Annotated in this window: 12 protein-coding genes; 7 read left to right on the forward strand and 5 right to left on the reverse strand. The window is 59.0% G+C overall.

What is annotated here, in order from left to right; genetic code table 11:
- The first annotated feature begins 75 nt into the window (after positions 1-75).
- Positions 76-747, forward strand: a complete 672-nt coding sequence (locus tag PSH66_RS15140; RefSeq protein ID WP_003173855.1) for a DUF3313 domain-containing protein — start codon at positions 76-78, stop codon at positions 745-747.
- Here PSH66_RS15140 and PSH66_RS15145 read toward each other — a convergent pair.
- The 4 genes from PSH66_RS15145 to PSH66_RS15160 all read right to left on the reverse strand — a co-directional run bounded on the left by PSH66_RS15145 (position 744) and on the right by PSH66_RS15160 (position 5,234).
- Positions 744-1,730 (reverse strand): DUF3829 domain-containing protein, encoded by a 987-nt coding sequence (locus PSH66_RS15145; protein WP_305429559.1) that lies wholly within the window; start codon positions 1,728-1,730, stop codon positions 744-746. The genes PSH66_RS15140 and PSH66_RS15145 overlap by 4 nt on opposite strands.
- Complete coding sequence (locus PSH66_RS15150) at positions 1,727-3,277, reverse strand: J domain-containing protein (RefSeq protein ID WP_305429560.1); 1,551 nt, start codon at positions 3,275-3,277, stop codon at positions 1,727-1,729. Before PSH66_RS15150 ends, PSH66_RS15145 begins: the two co-directional genes overlap by 4 nt.
- Before the next feature lie 39 nt (positions 3,278-3,316).
- Complete coding sequence (locus tag PSH66_RS15155) at positions 3,317-4,717, reverse strand: DUF1254 domain-containing protein (RefSeq protein WP_003173858.1); 1,401 nt, start codon at positions 4,715-4,717, stop codon at positions 3,317-3,319.
- 154 nt (positions 4,718-4,871) lie between these two features.
- Positions 4,872-5,234: a response regulator gene (locus PSH66_RS15160; protein ID WP_141063797.1), complete on the reverse strand. Its 363-nt coding sequence runs from the start codon at positions 5,232-5,234 to the stop codon at positions 4,872-4,874.
- Between the two features lie 322 nt (positions 5,235-5,556).
- Between PSH66_RS15160 and PSH66_RS15165 the strand changes: the two genes are divergently transcribed.
- Positions 5,557-9,117, forward strand: a complete 3,561-nt coding sequence (locus PSH66_RS15165) for a hypothetical protein (RefSeq protein ID WP_305427096.1) — start codon at positions 5,557-5,559, stop codon at positions 9,115-9,117.
- Between the two features lie 161 nt (positions 9,118-9,278).
- Here PSH66_RS15165 and PSH66_RS15170 read toward each other — a convergent pair whose 3' ends face one another.
- Complete coding sequence (locus PSH66_RS15170) at positions 9,279-13,136, reverse strand: hypothetical protein (protein ID WP_305427097.1); 3,858 nt, start codon at positions 13,134-13,136, stop codon at positions 9,279-9,281.
- Between the two features lie 277 nt (positions 13,137-13,413).
- On the opposite strand from PSH66_RS15170, the gene PSH66_RS15175 reads away from it, so the two are divergent.
- The 5 genes from PSH66_RS15175 (at position 13,414) to PSH66_RS15195 (ending at position 19,984) form a co-directional block, all read left to right on the forward strand.
- Complete coding sequence (locus PSH66_RS15175; RefSeq protein ID WP_305427098.1) at positions 13,414-16,911, forward strand: response regulator; 3,498 nt, start codon at positions 13,414-13,416, stop codon at positions 16,909-16,911.
- Entirely contained in the window at positions 16,912-17,742 is an 831-nt protein-coding gene (locus tag PSH66_RS15180) for a protein-glutamate O-methyltransferase CheR (RefSeq protein WP_003173862.1), read from the forward strand.
- Positions 17,739-18,338, forward strand: coding sequence for a chemotaxis protein CheB (locus tag PSH66_RS15185; protein WP_141063794.1), 600 nt, complete (start codon positions 17,739-17,741; stop codon positions 18,336-18,338). The genes PSH66_RS15180 and PSH66_RS15185 overlap by 4 nt, the downstream gene beginning before the upstream one ends.
- A complete protein-coding gene (locus PSH66_RS15190) occupies positions 18,332-19,525 on the forward strand; it encodes a hybrid sensor histidine kinase/response regulator (RefSeq protein ID WP_305427099.1) in 1,194 nt (397 codons plus the stop codon). Before PSH66_RS15185 ends, PSH66_RS15190 begins: the two co-directional genes overlap by 7 nt.
- Before the next feature lie 81 nt (positions 19,526-19,606).
- Entirely contained in the window at positions 19,607-19,984 is a 378-nt protein-coding gene (locus PSH66_RS15195) for a response regulator (protein ID WP_078824620.1), read from the forward strand.
- Positions 19,985-19,991: the final 7 nt, after the last annotated feature.

Consider the following 19,991-nt stretch of genomic DNA (forward strand, 5'->3'; position numbering starts at 1 on the left):
AGGTAAGGTGTAACTCCCAGGATTGTCTATACCTAGAACTCATTCTAACGATGATGACCGCCAGGGAGTTCAATGATGAAGCCAAGGCTAATGATCAGCACGCTGTGCATCGCTTCAATCGGCATGGCGGGCTGCGCCAGCAAGATCACGCCACCGGATGAATATTCGGGATTTCTGTCCAACTACAGCCAATTGAAGGAAGCCAAGTCGCCGTCGGGCGCTGCAGTGATGCGTTGGGTCGATCCGAAACTGGACCTGAGCCGTTACACCGCGGCGTATATCGAACCCACTCAGTTCTATCCGAAGCCCCAGGCCACGGCGAAAATTCCGGACAGCACCCTCAACGGCATCAACCGCTATTTCAACCAGGCGCTCCAGCGTGAACTGGCCAAGTCATTGCCCTTGGCCAACGGTCCGGGCCCTGGCGTGATCGTGGTCCGTGCGGCAATCACTGCGGTCAGCAGCAAGACCGAGGGCCTCAAGCCATATGAGTTCGTTCCAGTGGCGTTAGTCGCGGCAGCGGTGAGTACCGGCGCGGGTATTCGGGACCAGGAAACCACCTTGGGCACCGAGGCACAGTTCCTTGATGGCGCCAACGGCAAGGTCCTTGCGCAGGTGGTACGCAAAGGCACCGGCAAGCCGCTGGCCAACGACTCGCAGGTGATGAAGGCCGACGACATGAAAAGCGTGATCGATGGCTGGGCGTCCGACCTGCATCAGTCCTATCTGAAGCTCAAGAAACACTAGAACGCATTGCGCGCAGGGCGGTTGTAGTAGCTTAGAAGGGCGTCGTAGCGACGGGTGACGAGGTAGTAATCCTCACTCAGTTGCTGCGGCGTGGCGCGTTCGAGCCAGTCTTGTCGAAGGGTGGTCAACGCCGCGAGGTAAGCCTCTGCCGCCGGAGTAATCGTATACCAGAGGTTCCAGGCTTCCTCATCACGATTGCTGCTGGGATGCAGGCGTTTGTAGGCATTGCCGTCGTCCGCCGCCTTCTGCACGGCTTCGGTCAGTACGGCGACGGTCTGCGGTGTCAGGCTGGCGTCGTGCATATCGTGTTCAATCCTGTCAATGGCCTGACGCGCCGCGATCATGTAATTGAGCACGTGCCAATGAAGGTCACGGCCAAAACGTGCCTCGATACGCGCCAACTGCGCGGGACGCACGCTCAGGTCTTCACGTTCCAGCTGGCTGCGCAGTTCGGTGGACACCGCCAGGTAGGCTTCACCTTTGTCGGCCAGTTGTGCGAGGAGTTGTTTATTCATGGCCTCGGCCACCATTTGCTGAGCGCCCTGAGGCAGGCCTGCTGGCGGCGGCGTTGGCGTGATCATGTCCGCCAGCGAGGTGAATTTCTGCAGCTTGTAGGCATAGACGCTGGCCAGGCCGATCAAGCGGCTGCCGGGTTGCTGGCGCTCCAGTTTCAGGGTGTACAAGGACGAACACACCGACGCTTGGATAATGCGCGGTTCCGGCTCGTTTCTGTCGCCAAAGTTATCGTGGTCGGGCGCAGGCGGCGATGAGGCGTGCAGGCGGTAGTACGCCAAACGGGTGTCCCGATCAATACGGTTCACGCAATCAATGATGGGCGCCAGCGCGCTGGCCGTGGCGGTGGCTGGACTGTCACGTTGGTCCAGCCACAATTGCGCGTATTGCAAGGGTTTGGTCGCGCCGGCGGCACCGAGCAGCCCAAGGCCCAGCACCAGGCCGATGGGTAAGAGCCATTTCGGATTCATCGCTTGTCCTCCTGGCCGTACCACTGGGCCTGGGTGGCGGGCGCCTGGCATTCGGTTGCACTGCGTGGCATGCGGCTGCACAGGCGCTCGGTCCACTGTTGCAGGCCTTGGTTGCGGGTGACCCGGTGGCTATCGTCGAGTATCTTCAAACCGGCGTACAGCACGACTGCGCTGATCAAGCACAGTGCGGTGCCCAGTACGGCCCAGCGTGGGTGCCGGGCAGTCCAGGGCGTATGGCTGTTCATAAACGGCCGCTTGATCCAGCCCGCGAGCGCCAGCACCACCACCAGGGTCAAGCTGGCAAACGGACCGAACACATAACCCAGCGCACCCGCCAGAACGACACCCGGTGCCAGATCGCGTATCGGTAGCAACGGTAAGTGGGTCGGGCTGATCCAGCGCGGTAACCGCTGGCTGAGTTGTTCGTCGAGCACACGATAATGATGAGCCAACGGCCGCCAGCCCTGCCAGGCTAAGCCGGCGCAGATCACGGCACCTATCGACCAGAGAATGCCCTGGCCCAGGGTCGGAATGACCATGCCGGCCAGGGGTTCAACCTGCACCAGCACGCCCACCAGACAACTGAGCACCAGCGCGACGATCCACGGCCAGGTGTCCAGAGCCGAATCCCAGCCCTGCCAGAAATACACCGTGCCGCCGGGCATCGCTTCGGCGACGCTGACGTGGTCGGCATAGATCTCGGCGCTGAGTTGCTGGCAGACCTTCCAGTCCTGTTCGTCGAAGCGCTGGGCGAAGGCACGGCGCTGGCCCAGGCTCATTGGTGCAAACAGTAAACGCGCGGCGCGCTGCTCCGGGCTGTAGGGCGGTTCGGCCGCCAATGCCCGTTGGCGTGCGAGAAAGGCCGGCCCTTGCTGGCGTTTCAACAAGAGCGCCCAATCGCCGGCCGGGCAGCCATGGTCGGCGCCGCCGTGCCAGTGCTGCCCGGCACACACCGCTTCGAACACGCGGCTCGACCAGTAATGATGATTGGCAAGCAACCTGGCCAACCATTCATTGAACCACTCGGCATGGGGATGATTATTCACCCAGGGATGCTCATGCCGGGCGGCATAGGCCGTCAGGAACGCGGCGTCGTCTTTCCGCCCAAGGGCCTCATACAGCGGTCGCTGTAATTCGGCGCGGTGCTGGCGCTCCAGGGTGTCGATCAGCGCGCTGGGCAATTCGAGCCGTTGCCAGGCGGTCAGCCAGTTGAACGTCTCAAAGGCCCAGCGCGTGTCCTCGGCACTCAGGTCGCCGTCGATGCAGCGCTGCAACAGGTGGATTTCCAGAAACAGCGCGGTGCCGTTGACCATTGCCGCGTCGTATTGCTGCGCCAGGGTTTCGCCGAGATCCTCGACGAGCACGTCATCCTCGGGTTCCTGCGGGTTCTGGCTCCACGCCAACGCTGCCTCATAAGCTTCGCGCAGGCGCTGGAAGCCCTCCGGGTCTTCGTCCGGGCGCGTCTTTTTCAACAAGGCCGCGTACTGGCGCTTGATCGTGCGGCTATCGGCATCCGGCGCCAGGCCGAGGATATTCCAGCAATTCATATGCGATGCAGCTCCCTGACAACGGCCTGGCGTGTCGCGTTATTTAAGGGGGGTCAACGGTGGCAGTTTCCACTGCCCGTTGCCGGCTTCAGGCTTGGGCAGGTAGATGCGCAGTACCGCGTAAAACGGGGCGGGCGGGGCGGGCAGCCAGTTGGCCTGTTCCGCCTTGGGCGGCTCATGGTGTTGCAGGGCCAGGGTCAGGCCGCCATCGGCATCGCGCTTCAAGCCCGCCAGCATGCGCGAATTGATCGTGTAGCGCTTTTTATGGTTGGGCACCAGTTGCTTGGTCTTGGCGTCGTACAGGGTCAATGACCAGAACGCATCGGCGGGCGGCAGTTGGTCCTTGTCAAAGTGCACGGTATAGCTATGACGGGCACCGTTGGCCGGTTTGCCTTCACTGTCGTCACGGTAGGTGAACGAGACGGCTTCGTCGGGCGAATTGCCGAAAATCCCCAGGTCGGCGCCGGCGTAGCGGTACAGGTAATTGTTTTGCAGACGGTCACGGCTGCCGTACAGGTCGCTGCGGGCGACCTGACGGGTGTCGATCTTGTCCTTCTTGAATGCGGCGAATTCGGCTCGCGCATCGGAAATACCGTCCTCCAGCGCTTTGCGTTGCTCGGCCGTCAACTGGTTGAGCTTGAACGGAGCGCCAGGGGCGATGCCGATCTTGGCAAAGTCTGCCAGCAGCGCTTTTTCACTGTCCTGGGGGGCGGCGAACGCCAGCATGAAATTCAGGTAGCGAAACAGCTGGGGGCCTTCGGTCATGGTCGCCATGGGCTTGGGCCATTCGACCTTGGGTGCCTTGGCCGGCGCGGCCTGCTTCACGTAGCTGCTCAGCGGCTGCACCTTATAGCCGTTCTGGATCTTATTGACCTTGCTCAGGTCTTTCTCGTCAAACAACTGCGTGCGGTACAGGGCATAGGCGATGTTGCTCTCGCTGTAGACCACGCGGTCCACGTCGACCGGCTGCTGGCCCTTCCAGTCGGGGCCGGCGATCATGTAGTGCCCGCCATTGTTACCGGTGCTGCGGGTGCCCAGGTAGGCGATGTTCTGCGTATACAGGTCGACCAACTGCACCGAGTAGTAACGCTCGTCTTCGATCTTGGGCAGCGTCAGCACCAGCGGCTCGCTGCGCAGGTCCATCCACACGAAGGAGTAGGGCGTATCGAGGTTCGGCGTCGCTACGCCGACGTCCTTGGGCGTCAACACCGGGGACGAATGGCCAATGTGGTTGAACGGCGCCTTGAAATGAGCGCCGCCTTTATCGACGGCCTGGGTGTAGAGCGTTTTGTACATCTCCACCACCGGATAACCGTACAGGTAGGCTTGCTTGGCAATGACCCGGGCTTCGCTCGGAGTTGCCGTGAAGTCGGCCCAGGCGCCGGTGCTCATGAGGATCGAGAGACTCGCCAGCAGCAGGCGCGTGGGTTTTGCAATCATGTTGTTGCATCCTTCGTGAGTGCTTTTTGAAGAAATAGGTTGAGTGGCGTGGCAAAGCGCTGAGTTTCCGGTTTTATTCGCCGCAGGTCACGTAAATCTCTGCGTGCCGGACACAAAAAAGCCGCCCCGGGAGGCGGCACTGGACGCGCCAACATCAAATCGGTGAAAGCATGGACTTGACCTTGTCACGCAACTTGTCGATCGAAAAGGGTTTGCCAATCACCTGCATGCCGTCCGGCACGTCGATGTTTTCGGCATAGCCGCTGGCAAACAGAATCGGCAGAGCAGGGCGCAGTTCACGCACTTTCGTTGCCAGTTGTTTGCCGTCCATGTCCGGCAACCCCACGTCGGTCATCATCAGATCAATCGACTGAGCGTTCTGCACCACTTTCAGCGCCTCCTCGGCGTCTGCAGCCTCGAGCACCGTGTACTCCAACTCTTCGAGGACATCGACGATCAGCATGCGCACGATATCGTCGTCTTCGACTACAAGAATGATGGGGGACGACGCAGACATATTAAAAATTCCCGAAAAATGAAGGAGCAGGTCGTTCGCAGTTGAATGACCATCCTCTAATGAGTCGCGTCAAACTCGGCAAGTTCCCGAAAGGCGATGGCATTGTGCCGAAGTTGGCGAAAGATGTCCCGTCCAGCCGCCCGGAAGTCTCAAGGATGCCCAGCATTGCCGCCGGGACAGCCCGATTTAACTACATGTTTTATGACACATGTCGGCGGCAAATATCGGAACCCGCCTACAGCGAGGTGTTACTCAGGACGGTGCCTCCGGAACAAGGAAGATCCCTTTCAGGGCACTTTCCTTACCCACGAAGGTCACCCTCATGAACGCCACACCCATCGTCCAGCGAACCACCAACATCCCCTACGCCCATATCCCCACAGAGGCTGACCCTGTAGCGACCCGCAGCTCAGGTGTGACAATTCCCGAAAGTGTTACCCAGCCCCCTGAGACGCGCGCTCCTCTTGAAACAGTCGGCATCCCGCTTACGTTTGAGCAGAAACTTGGCCAACGTCATAACTTGCAAACACTTGCACGCGAACTTAGCGAACTCGCCAAGCGGTTAGGGCCTGATGCCTCCTCAGCCGCCATACAAACAGCGCTAAAAACGACGCACATGACCATACACCCGGATTCTGCTTATTACGGCACGGCGGGCGCGAGCGCGACGCTGGATGCAGTCATCAAGCATCTCAACCTGTTGTTACCCACTAACCATTTCTCCCTGAGCCGTCTTTCGAACGATGTGAACGACCGATCATTGCAGCATCCGCTGGGCAATCTGGGCGGGGCGCTCAGTTGGCCAGTCCCCTTGAGCCAAGATGAACAGCGCCGTTTACGTCTGTTCACAATGAGTGCTGGCGAGGCGGATGTGAATGCGCCGTTGGTCATGCAAACCAACGGGTTATTGCTGGAGTTTTTGAGGCGTCGAACGCCTCTCTCGCCCGAAGCGCTAAAAGACCCTTCCAGCACATTGAATGCGTTAGTCAACACCCCGCAGGCACAATTGCTGGGCAAACAGCTCCAGAGGAACATGCAAGGGATTGCCACTGACAGCAGCACCCTTGACTACCTGCTTGCTGCAATGAGCGTGCAGTTGGATCCGGAGTCCATTACCAGCCCGGACCGCAACACCGTTGCCGGTTTCAAACTGGCCGATGAACAGTACGCGGGCAGACCGGCCAGCGAGGTGGTTGAAGCGCTGAGCAGGCACCTGGTGACGCAAAAAAAAACCAGTTCCGAATTGGCGGGAGCCGCTGCGTATTTGTTGTTGGCGTCCCGCGCGCCAGTTTTTCTGATCAAGGACATCCCCAGCAGCGTGACCTATGGCAGCGTGGCTTGGGTCAACCTGACGATTGCCGCAGCGACGATAGAGGCGCAGACACCAGGGAAAGTCCCGAACATGACGTTTGCCCAGGTGATGCTGGCGGCCGAGCGCGCCGGCCAGGCGGATCCGGCTGTCACTCAAGCGGCTGAACGCAACGCCTTGATCGATTGGAGTGTGGTCAATGGGCTATCGGAAAACAAATCCGACGATTTGTTTAGCATCGATACGTTGAACACCTTGAGGTCAAGCTTCAATGCCCGCAAGTCGTTGATGGAAACGGCAACCCAGGCTCTGGACGAAGCGCTTCCCTCTCGCAAGGAAATGGCGTTGGCCGAACTTACAAAACGCTTTCCTCACTTGCAGGCACTGTTTGAGGAAAAGCTGATCAACATGCATCGCGTCAGACGCACTGAGGAGGGTAAAGTTCTAGGGTTGCGTCCAGCGGAAATAGGCCCCTTTTCGCTGTTGGATATTGCGATGCAGGACTTGTCCGCAGATGACGTGCAATTCACCTCCACCGATAGCCGTATCCCCTTGGCGCAATTGAACGCCGATTACAAATGGGGAGTGGCCGAGGCGTTCGAATCACAATTCAAGGGCATGATCACACAAAAGAAGAACGCGGTCGGCGTCGCTATAAAACATATGATTAGCCAACTGCCGATCCAGGATCGACACAATTTTGAATATGGCAAGGTCACCTTTTATCAAGGCAATCCTAAACGCGAAGAGCTGTTGGTAAGGGTCGAACGTGAAGGCGTGCCGACTTCCTATGAGATCGACTTCAACACGGGGACGATCCGAACGCTCAATCCGGACAGCACGGTGCCTCGCCCCCGGGGGCAGATCGATGCGCAGATTGGCACGGAAGTGATCACCCACGACGGCCCGCCAAACATTGTGGAGTTAACCCCCGCCAGCGGTGCAAGCCATTTGAGCAGCGAACGCAGAGCACCGGGTGATTCATCGCTCTATAGCTTCACCTCTGAACGCACACAGTACATCGCTGACGCCTTCCTCCAGCACATCAATCTCGATAATGAGGCTATCAGGCAGCAAGCGCGCGGTCTCACGCCGATTGACGGACACCGTAAAACTGCCGAGTCGGTCAAAGAGTTCGTACTCGACCTGATACCTTTTCGCTCAGCCATCAACCATTTTATCAAGGGCAATATAGGGGACGGTCTGGCCGATCTTGCATTGGATATATTCGGATTTGTCACCGCTGGCGCCGCAACCACCGGAAAGCTGGTCAAGGTCGGTGCATCAGCCCTGTCGACAGGGGCCAAAGCGTTACAGGCCGCCAAAATCATCGGTTCCGCGACTATCGGCGCGTTCAACCCTACCAGTGGCCTAGGCGATTTGGCGGCGGGAGGCGTCAACTTGCTCCGCAGCGGTGGTCGCACCCTGTGGTCTAGAGGGACCGAAACCGTTAACTTAATTCGCGGAGCAACCGGCAGCTATGACCTGCTCAAGGCGGTGAGCAAAGAGCAGGGGCTTGCATTAATGGGTTCGTTCACCCACGCGAACCGCAGCATCGATACGGTCGCCATACTCAAGAACGATCGTTGGTATCACTATGACCCAATTAAAAAACAACCCTTTGGTTCGCCGATCGCGGATTTTAAACCGCTGGGCAGCAATAGGCCACGGACGCTGAATGCGAGCGGCCAACACACGCCTTACTACGAAGATTTATATAACAACATCGCAAGAGCCCGTTTTTCCGGCAATCGCGTTCGTTATAACGACGGCTATAAAAACGGTCGGCTGCGCGATATTCCAGATTATCGCGAGGGCATGAACACTACAGAACTGAGGGGCTTGGCTTCACTGCCTGGTCGCCCACCGTATGAGGTAGGGGTACTGACAAGGGAGTTGAAAAAAAGCATGCTCAGCGATGCGACCTATTTTTCTGCAGTCCTAAAGAATGATGTCAGTGCGCCCGGCGTGAAGGTTACACCCGTGTCACAGGAATACTTCTTGGCGCATGCGGACATATCGTCGAAGGGCGAGTGCGCAGCATTGGCGGATGCCATGGCCCTGGCCATTCATCACGACAAGGACAGCACGCTGATGCAGAATTTATACAGAGCCGCGACCAATCAAAACGATCCGGCGAGTGCCAAGTTCATCCAGGATTTACGGGCGTTGCAGAGCGTCGTCGGTACGCGTAGTAACTTTCATATGGGGATGGAACGGAAACTGGGCTATCAGGACATCATTGATGAGCTGACCAATTTCCCCATGTCAACCACGCTCCGAATCGGTTCCAAAGACCATGCGATGCTCGCTGGAATAAAGGTCAAGGATGGCAAGACGTCATGGTTCTTCTATGAGCCCAATTCAGGAATGGTGGAGTTCACGACCTTACGCTCCATGCAGGAAGGCATGGAAAAAGTCCTGAATAGCGGGGGCATCGCTTCGACCCTCAATGCATACGGGCAAAAACGGGGCGCGCGCGAGTTCACGGTCAGTACCTTTGATCCCAGTGACATGGCAACCGGTAACATCGACACGCCAGCGGTGAATCAGTTGTTTACCACCGTGCTCTGACGCGTGGTGGGTTGACGTCGGTCTACTCAGCCTTGTTCGCGTGCGTTGACGTTGACAAGGCTGTTGCACCCATCACTGTTGCTGGCCGCGAGCGCTCCGAGGATTCGGATACACAGGAGCGCGACAGCCGTCGATAAACCGACTGTCACGCCTGCACGAGCTTACAAAGGGAGATCGAACAAATCGTCCACATTGCGCATATGGCGTGGCAATGGGCTGGTCATGGCGTTGAGATTGATACGGTCGAACACTGAAAAACGGTACTCGGGCATGTCTGGGCTACCAAAGTGCTCCAACAGACTTTTGGTGCGGCCACGCTTCAAGGTGCTTTCCAGTGCGTCTCGCATCTGCGCCTGCGTGGTAAAGGTCGCTTTTCCGAAGTTAGGGTCGAAATAAAACCATTCCTTCTTGCCGTTGTTCACCATCACCCCGGCGGTAATGCCATGGGAAGGGCCATTGATCAACAGCGTTTTGGAGCTGCGGGCATTGGCCAACGTCTCAATGATGTCGGTGTAGGGCGCCTGCTTGAACTGCATGTTGTGATGAAATCCAGTGTTTTTGCCCAGTACCTCCTGAAGCGCCTCCAATTGCTCCTGAAAGTGGCTCACGGAAGTTGCCTTGCGCTGTTCGATCGCGGCCTTGGCCGGATCGACTTTCCTCAACGCCGCAATCTCGGCGGGGCTGAGCGTAGGTACCATTGCGGTGTATAGGTTCTTGATAAAGGTGTCTTGTTTTCCTTCTTTGATGGCGGCGGCCATGACGTTGGACAGCGCGGCGCACTCGCCCTCCGACAGCAATGATGCCTGACTGAGGTAAAAGCTCTGCGGGACCGCAACGGGAGTGCCACCTGCGGCAGTGATTTCCTTATTGAATTCCTTGTAATTCTCCAGGCTGATGGACGTCCTCCTTCGTTCCATATACCGGGTCAAACGGCCTAACTCTTCAGGCGTGCGTCCAGGCGCGACGGCAAGTTCTGCAAGTTCATTGAGGGTTAACGAGTCCGAGAAACCGCTGATGTGTTCCGGTGTTCCCGTGTCATAGCCTTTTTTATAAGCAGCCGGGTGGGCTACCTGGGCATTTTGACGAGCGATTTTGAAGTGTTCGGGAAGACGTTCAAGGTCTTCGATGCGTTTGACCAAACTACCCAGTTCCGCCGGCGCGCGTCGTTCGTTGACGGCCAAACGTTTTAGATCCTCGACTTTCAGCGCTGAGGAATAACCATAAATGTTGCTTGGCGTTCCAGATAAATAACCACGCTGGTACGCGGCCGGGTCATCGACTTTGGCCTTGGCGATCGCGCTGATGTAGTCCTGGCGATAGTTAGGGTTGGTGGACGGCGGCGCCACTATCGAGCCCAGAAACTTTCCAAGCCAGCTATCAATAATCGCTTTTATCTCGCCTTCGTGTGCTGCGACGATGGGCTTGAAGTCTTTCAGGGGCTGGCCGTACGCCTCGGCTTTGGCGACGTTGTAGTGGTACCAATGCCCGTCCTTGAATACCGCGGGTGTCTGAACAGTCTGCTCGGCAATTTTTAAGGTACCGATCGCCGCGGCGTCGTACTGCCGGCTGGCCGTCTTGAGTAAATCATAACTGCCGCTTGCGCCCCTGAGGGTGTTGGTCCATTCGCGGGCCTTGGCAAGGCCCTTACCCATCAGCTTCACGCCCCCTGCCGCCAGATCACCGGTGCCCGCCACCGGGTTGAGCAAGCCAATGCTCGCCACGCCGATAGCCTTGCCTATCCTGGCGGCTTTGCTTGCCGAGGAGGCTGCGCTGCCGGCAATTTTCATCACTTTGCCCGCGGTGGCCGCGCCGGCTGTCAGGAGCCCGAAAACATCCAGGCCCAGGTCAACCAGGCCTTCGCCAATATTGCCAGCGCGAAAGTTGTTGATGGCCGAACGCAAGGGGATCAGGTTCAAAATGAATTCGTCAACCACATCGGCTTTCTGACGATTTTTATCCGCCGTGGTGAGCCCCCTGGCTCTGCGCTTGATGGCCGGATCGTCCAGACCGATATGTTCGATAAAGGCGTCGGCGATCCGTTGAGTGCGCTCGCGGGTAAAACTGTCTGGAGGCGAGTCGTTCGTGGGCGCTCGTTCGCTACCGATATCGCCGCCGGTGGGCGTGAATGTTTTGGTTTGGCGTACCAGGTTCCCATGGGTCGTGGAACCCGGCGCTGCCTGATAGGTCGGGATCGTGTAGATCCTGCCTTCGTTAAAGCTGATTTGGTAGGCGATCGTCACCCCGTCGCGCTCGATCTTTATCAGCAAGGCTTCGTCTTTGGGAAGAGGGGTTCTATCGAAGAAGCCCGTTCCCATTTTGTACGAGTGCTTCTGATACAGCGTGACGTTGCCATATTCAAAATGCTTGCGGTCTTCCAGCGGCAGTTGGGCGATCAGATGCTTTATGCAGGTGTTGACCGCGCGCTTTTTTTCTTCGACGACGTCCTTGAACTGCTGTTCGAATTCATCCGCCACGCCAAATGCGTGATTGGCGTTAAGTGCGTTCAGGAAAATTTCACTGTCCTTGGATTCAGACGTAAAAACCAGATTCGGACCCTTCAGGTCCATCATGGCGATATCGAGCAGCGAGTGAGGGCCTATCTCCACGGTTTCGTAGGTGTCTTGTCCCAGGTAGAACGCTTTGCGTGAAACGTGAAACATTTTCTGGTCAAACAGAGCTTCCTGATCGGGAAAGCGTTTACGCAGCTCAGCCATCGCCATCTCTTTGCGCGAGGGTATGTCTTTCGCGAATGCCTCGGCGGCGTTGTTCATCAATGTCTGACGCGCATCGTAGGTCGTTGCCAGCGCGCTCAGCTCATCGGTGCCATACAGCGCGTCGGCTTTTGTTTGCAGCACGCCATTGGCCACGCCCCAATCGATCAACGCCTCGCGCTGGGCGATCTGGGTGACCTCTGGGTCAGCCTTGGCGGCACTCTCGGCCTTGAGCATGACCTGGGCAAATGTCAGGTTGGCGACTTTTCCGGGCGTTTGCGCTTCCAGGGTGGCAGCGGCAATCGCCAGGTTGACCCACGCCGGGCTACCGTAGGTGACACTGGCGGGAATGTCCTTGATCAGGAAGACCGGGGCGCGGCTTGCCAATAGCAGGTAAGCCCCGACTTTGGCCAGGTCCGGGCTGGTTTTGCCCGTGGTCGTCAAATGTTCGGCCAAAGCATCCACCACGGTGGACGCCGGTTTGCCCCAGTGCTTGTCGCTGGACAGCTTGAAGCCGGCGACGGTATTGCGTTGCGGGTCGGTCCGGGACGCCGGGTCCAGTTGCAGCAAGACCCCGGCGAGCAAGTAATCGCTCGCGCTGCTATCACTGGCAACGCCTTGCATTGTCTGCTGCAGCGCTTTACCGATCTGTCGCGCTGGCGGGGAGTCGAGCAGTGCTTCCAGCATCTTGAGCGGATCGCCCAGCGTTTGCGGTGGCAGGGGAGATTGATAGCGCAGGAATTCGAGGATGCCGCCCTGCGTCCCTGTAACATCTGGACGGTCGCCCAGCGGGTGCCTGGTGTCCGCGGTGGTCCGTTGCAAGCGCAGCAGTTCGTCAGCACCCATGGGCGCTGGCCAGGACAGGGCGCCGCCAAAGTTTTCCAACGGATGCTGCATGGCCTTGTCGGTTATCCAGTCCGCGGTTCTGACGAGATGATCATGGCTGTGTGACAAGGGCAGCGTGTGAGATCTGAGAAATTTCGCCAGGCTGACACTGCTGCCGGCTTTCGTGGCGTAGGAAGAGTCGGGATGGACGTCCATGAGCGTGGTGCGCAACGCGTTCCACACTGCGCTCGGTGAGGCCTTCTCGCCGAGCCTTGCGGCCACTTCCTTGAGCTTCAGCGCACACTGCTTGAGGTTTTCATTGGCGGCAAGTTTGCGCGCGAGCCGGGTCGGATTGCTTGACGACGGCGTTTGTGAGGCATGAGTAGGCGGCGTTTCGTTCGAGCGTGACTCCGTGGCAGTCGGGGTGAGGTAGGTTGGGGCGGGAGGAGGCAGGGTTACCGCGCGTGACATGACATTGAGCATGAGTAAGTACCTTTTCGGAAAGGAAGTACGCGTCCTCCTGATTGGAAACTCCCTGTTTGCAGACGCACCTTTGGGTGGAAAACGCTCGTGCCCAGGTTCCGATCGGCCTTGCAGACAATGTAAGAAGCCAAGTCGATATACCCTGCAAATAAACAATTAACGGGTACATGCGGGTCCAATGGCGGCCGCTCTTGTATCGGTCGACGTCAAAAAATAGCGTTCAGGCGCACGTTTGGGGCAAACTCCCGGTTTTTCCACACTTGGCCAAGGCATGCCCATGACTCCCGCGTCGACAGTCGATGAAAAGAGCTTTCGTACCCTCCTGAGCCGAAACGTGGCATTGCCCCTGGGTGTGGGGGTGCTCAGCGCCGTGTTTTTCGTCTGCCTGATCACCTATCTGTTGGCGGGTATCCAGTGGGTCGAGCACACCGACCGGGTCATCAATAACCTCAATGAGACGTCAAAGCTGACGGTGGACCAGGAAACCGGCATGCGCGGCTTCCTGATTACCGGCGATGAGCATTTCCTGGACCCGTATGAAGTGGCCAAGCCGCGCATCATTGCCGACCTGCGCAATTTGCAGGACCTGGTGGCGGATAACCCGCAGCAGGTCGATCGCCTCAAGCGCCTGGAGGCCCTGCAACTGGAGTGGAACAACTACGCCCAGTCGATGATTGATCTGCAGCGCCAGAGCGGCGATTACCGGGGCGCGGTCAAGGCCGGGCGGGGCAAGCGGCTGACCGATGAAATTCGCAAGGAATATGAAGATGCGGTCGCCATGGAGCAGCAGTTTCGAATTGCGCGCAACCAGGATGTCACCCGCACGACGGTCATCAGCGTCACCCTGTATCTGGTGTTCGTGCTCGGCTTGAGCGGCTTCCTGGCCTACATCGGAAGAAAAAATCTTGTAGCGCTTTCAAAGAGTTATAGCGCAAACCTCGCGTCACAACAGAAGATAGCGCGGCGCCTGGAGCAGCAAGCCTGGCTGCGCAACGGCCAGACCGAACTGGCCGAACAGGTGCTGGGCCAGCTCACCCTGAACATGCTCGGGCGCAACATCCTGCAGTTCTTTGCCCAGTACATGGGCTCGGCGGTGGCGGCGCTGTACGTACGTGAAGAGCACGGCGGCCTCAAGCGCGTAGCCACCTACGGCTTCTCCCGCGATCAGGAACAGCTGGAACAGGCGATCTACAGCGACGAAGGCATCGTCGGCCAAGCCGCGCAGCTTGATCGTCTGATTCGCCTGGACGATGTGCCGGTGGATTATTTCAAGGTCAGCTCGGGCCTGGGCGAGGGCACACCCCGCAGCGTGCTGGTGGTGCCGACCAGTGATGACGATCGCGTCAACGGGGTGATCGAGCTCGGTTTCCTGCGAACGCTGCAGGAACGTGACGTCGAACTGCTGGAATTGATCGCTGGCAATATCGGCACCTCCATCGAGGCCGCGCGTTATCGCCAGCGCCTGCAGGAAGTGCTGGCCGAGACCCAGCAGCTCAACGAAGAGCTGCAAGTGCAGCAGGAAGAGCTCAAGACCGCCAACGAAGAACTCGAAGAGCAGTCACGCATCCTCAAGGAGTCCCAGGCCCACCTGGAAACCCAACAGGCCGAGCTTGAGCAGACCAATGAGCAATTGGCCGAGCAGACCCAGACCCTGGCCGAGCAGCGCGACGCCATGGACCGCAAGAACGGCGAACTCAACCAGGCCCAGCAGGAGCTGGAAGACCGCGCCGAAGAGTTGCAGCGCTCCAGCAAGTACAAGTCCGAATTCCTCGCCAACATGTCCCACGAGCTGCGCACGCCGCTTAACAGCTCGCTGATCCTGGCCAAGTTGCTGGCCGAAAACCCCCAGGAAAACCTCAGCGCCGAACAGGTCAAGTTCGCCGAGTCGATCTATTCGGCCGGCAATGACCTGCTCAACCTGATCAACGACATCCTGGATATCTCCAAGGTCGAGGCCGGCAAACTGGAAGTGCGCCCGGACAACTCCAGCGTGGCCCGTCTGGTCGATGGTTTGCGCGGGATGTTCGAGCCCCTGGCGGCCGACCGCAAGCTGGGCTTTCAGGTGCAGGTTCAGCCCGACGCACCCGCGATGCTGTTTACCGACCGCCAGCGCCTGGAGCAGATCCTCAAGAACCTGCTGTCCAACGCAATCAAGTTTACCGAGCAGGGCGAGGTCAGCCTGTCGGTGTCCCGCGCGCCGGGGGAGGGCATCGCCTTCAGCGTGCGCGATTCGGGCATCGGTATTGCGCCGGACCAGCAGCAAAGCATCTTTGAAGCCTTCCGCCAGGCTGACGGTACCACCAACCGGCGGTATGGCGGCACCGGGCTGGGCCTGTCGATTTCCCGTGACCTGGCCGCCTTGCTCGGCGGGTACATCAGCGTGACCAGCGCGCCGGGCAAGGGCAGTACCTTTACCCTGGTGCTGCCGGAACAGTATGTGGAGCGCGAAGACGACGCCGCGCCGATCGAGCCGCCGCGCCAGGTGGTGACGGCCCCCGCGCCTGCGCCGGTCAAGGTTTCACCGTTGCCGGTCGTCGAGGTCAGCCAGATCCCGCGCTTTGCCGACGACCGTGACAAGGCCCCGTTCACCACCCGTTGCATCCTGGTGGTGGAAGACGAGCCCAACTTCGCGCGCATCCTGTTCGACCTGGCCCACGAGCTGGGCTACCAATGCCTGGTTGCCCACGGTGCGGACGAGGGCTACAGCCTGGCCGAAGAATATATCCCCGACGCCATCCTCCTCGACATGCGCCTGCCGGACCATTCCGGGTTGACCGTGCTGCAACGCCTCAAGGAACACGCCAATACCCGCCACATTCCCGTGCATGTGATTTCCGTGGAAGACCGCGTCGAAGCCGCGATGCACATGGGCGCCATCGGCTATGCGGTCAAACCCACCACCCGCGAAGAGCTCAAGGACGTATTTGCGCGCCTGGAGGCCAAGCTGACCCAGAAGGTCAAGCGCGTGCTGCTGGTGGAGGACGATGACTTGCAACGCGACAGCATTGCCCGCCTGATCGGCGACGATGACATCGAGATCACCGCCGTGGGCTTTGCCCAGGAAGCCCTCGACCTGCTGCGCAACAACGTCTATGACTGCATGATCATCGACCTCAAGCTGCCGGACATGCTCGGCAACGAGCTGCTCAAGCGCATGGCCACCGAAGACATCTGTTCGTTCCCGCCGGTGATCGTCTACACCGGCCGCAACCTGACCCGCGATGAAGAGACCGAGCTGCGCAAGTATTCGCGCTCGATCATCATCAAGGGCGCCCGCTCGCCGGAACGCCTGCTGGACGAAGTCACACTCTTTCTGCACAAAGTCGAATCCACGCTGTCCCATGAGCGCCAGAAGATGCTCAAGACCGCCCGCAGTCGCGACAAGGTCTTCGAGGGGCGCAAGATCCTGCTGGTGGACGACGATGTGCGTAACATCTTCGCGCTGACCAGTGCCCTGGAGCACAAGGGCGCCGTGGTGGCGATCGGGCGCAACGGCCGTGAAGCCATCGAGAGGCTCAATGAGATCGACGATATCGACCTGGTGCTGATGGACGTGATGATGCCGGAGATGGACGGTTACGAGGCCACGGCCTTGATCCGCCAGGACCCGCGCTGGAAAAAACTGCCGATCATCGCGGTGACGGCCAAGGCCATGAAGGATGACCAGGAGCGCTGCCTCGCGGCGGGTTCCAATGATTACCTGGCCAAGCCGATCGATCTGGACCGTCTGTTCTCGTTGATCCGCGTATGGCTACCGAAGATGGAACGCATTTAAGTGGAGCGAAGTTTTTTGGAAAAAAGCAGCGATATTGAGCTGCGCCTGCTGATCGAGGCGATTTACCTCAAGTACAGCTATGACTTTCGCGACTATTCCGGTGCGTCGGTCAAACGCCGCGTGGCCCATGCCTTGCGCCAGTTTGATTGCGCGACCATTTCGGCGTTGCAGGAGCGCGTGCTGCACGATCCGGCGGCGTTCATGCAACTGCTGCAATTTCTGACGATCCCGGTGAGCGAGATGTTTCGCGACCCATCACACTTTCTGGCGATCCGCCAGGAGGTGGTGCCGCTGCTCAAGACATACCCGTCGATCAAGATCTGGATCGCCGGCTGCAGCACGGGAGAGGAGGTGTACTCCATGGCGATCATGCTGCGGGAAGAGGGGTTGCTGGAGCGCACGATCATCTACGCCACGGACATCAACCCGGCGTCCCTGGACAAAGCCAAGCAGGGGATTTTCTCTCTGGCGAACGTACGGGCCTACACCGCCAACTACCAGCAGGCCGGCGGGCAACGTTCATTTGCCGACTACTACACCGCGGCCTACGATTACGCGATTTTCGACAAGACACTGCGGGAGAACGTCACCTTTGCCGACCATAGCCTGGCGACCGACAGCGTATTTTCAGAAACTCAATTGATTTCGTGTCGTAACGTGCTGATTTATTTCAATAAAAAATTGCAGGATAGGGCGTTTGGGTTGTTTCATGAGTCGCTGTGCCATCGCGGCTTCCTGGTGTTGGGCAGTAAGGAAACCCTGGATTTTTCTGCCTACGGCAAACAATTCGAACCCTTGGTCAAGCAGGAACGGATCTACCGAAAATCATGAACGACATCACCGTCAGCCCGATTCGCGGGATTGAAGCCATCGTCGTCGGCGCCTCCGCCGGCGGAGTGGAGGCGTTGTTGAGTATTTTTGGCGAACTGCCCGACGGCTTCGGCCTGCCGATCATCGCCGTGCTGCACCTGCCCGACGAACGCCGCAGCCAGTTGGCGCAAGTGTTTGCCCGGCGCCTGCGGATCCCGGTGAAGGAAGCGCAGGACAAAGAAGTGATCGAGGCCGGCACCTTGTATTTCGCCGGGCCCGGCTATCATCTGTCGGTGGAGCAGGACCGCAGCCTGTCCCTGAGCCAGGAAGAACGTGTGCACCACTCCCGGCCGGCCATCGATTATCTGTTCGCCTCGGCCGCCGATGCCTATGGCCCGGGTTTGCTGGCGGTTCTGCTGACCGGCGCCAACCAGGACGGCGCGCGCGGCATGGCCCATGTCAAGCAGTCGGGCGGTACCACTGTCGTGCAGGACCCCACCGAAGCGCGGATTGCCGTGATGCCGCTGGCGGCCCTGGCGTTGCACACCCCTGACCATATTCTGACCTTGAGCCGCATTGCCTCATTGCTGGCTTCCCTGGAATCTTGCCCATGTTAAGTACTGTCCAGGCCAAATTACTGATCGTCGACGACCTGCCGGAAAACCTGCTGGCCCTTGAAGCGCTGATCAAGCGCGAGGACCGCCAGGTATTCAAGGCTCTGAGCGCCGACGAGGCCTTGTCCCTGTTGCTGGAGCACGAATTCGCCATGGCGATCCTCGACGTGCAAATGCCCGGCATGAACGGTTTCGAGCTGGCCGAACTGATGCGCGGCACCGAAAAAACCAAGAACATCCCGATTGTGTTCGTCAGCGCCGCCGGGCGTGAACTCAATTATGCGTTCAAGGGCTACGAAAGCGGCGCCGTCGACTTTTTGCACAAACCGCTGGATATCCACGCGGTCAAGAGCAAGGTCAACGTGTTCGTCGACCTGTACCGCCAGAGCAAGGCCATGAAGCAGCAAGTCGAAGCCCTGGAGCGCAGCCGCCGTGAGCAGGAGTTGCTGCTGACGCGCCTGCAGGCCACTCAGGCCGAGCTGGAACAGGCCGTGCGCATGCGTGACGACTTCATGTCGATCGTCGCCCATGAGGTGCGTACGCCCCTCAATGGGCTGATCCTGGAAACCCAGCTGCGCAAGATGCACCTGGCTCGGGACAACGCCGATGCGTTCACCCTGGACAAGATGCGCGCCATGGTCGACCGCGATGAACGCCAGATCCAGAGCCTGATCCGGTTGATTGAAGACATGCTGGATGTGTCACGCATCCGTACCGGCAAGCTGTCGATCCGCCCTGCACGTTTCGACCTGGCGCAGCTGGTCGGCCACCTGGTCGAGAATTTCGCGCCGCAGGTAGCGGCCGCCGAGTCGTCCATGCACCTGGCCGTCGACGGCCCGGTGGAGGGCAATTGGGACGAGTTCCGCATCGAGCAGGTGGTCACCAACCTGCTGACCAACGCCCTGCGCTACGGGGCCAAGAGCCCGGTGGACGTGCGCGTGTACGCCGAGCACGGCGAGGCGAGGGTCGAAGTGCGTGACCGCGGGATCGGTATCAGTGAAGAAAACCAGAAACGCATTTTCCAGCAGTTCGAGCGCGTCTCCGCCAGCCAGGTGGCAGCGGGCCTGGGCCTCGGGCTGTTTATTTCCGAGCAGATCGTTGCAGCCCACGGCGGCACCATCGAGGTCGAAAGCCGAATAGGCGAGGGCGCCCTGTTTCGGGTATGCCTGCCGCTTGAACCGTCGGCATGAGTTCAATCGTCACCCCGACGCAACCTCTGTGTGACCCCATGGTCGTACATGCAGCAATTGACCGGATAACAAAGGCTTCCCATGAGTGAAGATGCACAAGATGTCGTACTGATCGTCGAGGACGACGAATCCATTATGTTTGTGTTGGGTGAATACCTGGCGGGCCTGGGATATCGCGTGTTGAAGGCCATCAATGGAGAGCAGGCGTTCGAAATCCTCGCCACCAAACCGCACCTGGACCTGATGGTCACTGACTATCGCCTGCCCGGCGGAATTTCCGGGGTGCAGATCGCCGAGCCGGCACTCAAGTTGCGGCCGGAACTCAAAGTCATCTTCATCAGTGGTTACCCACAGGAAATCCTCGACTGCAACAGCCCGATCACGCGCAACGCGCCGATCCTGGGCAAGCCGTTTGATCTGGATACGTTGCAGGAGCATATCCAGCGACTGCTGGCGTGATCAGCCG

The sequence above is a fragment of the Pseudomonas sp. FP597 genome (assembly GCF_030687435.1).
Taxonomy (GTDB): Bacteria; Pseudomonadota; Gammaproteobacteria; order Pseudomonadales; family Pseudomonadaceae; genus Aquipseudomonas; species Aquipseudomonas lactucae.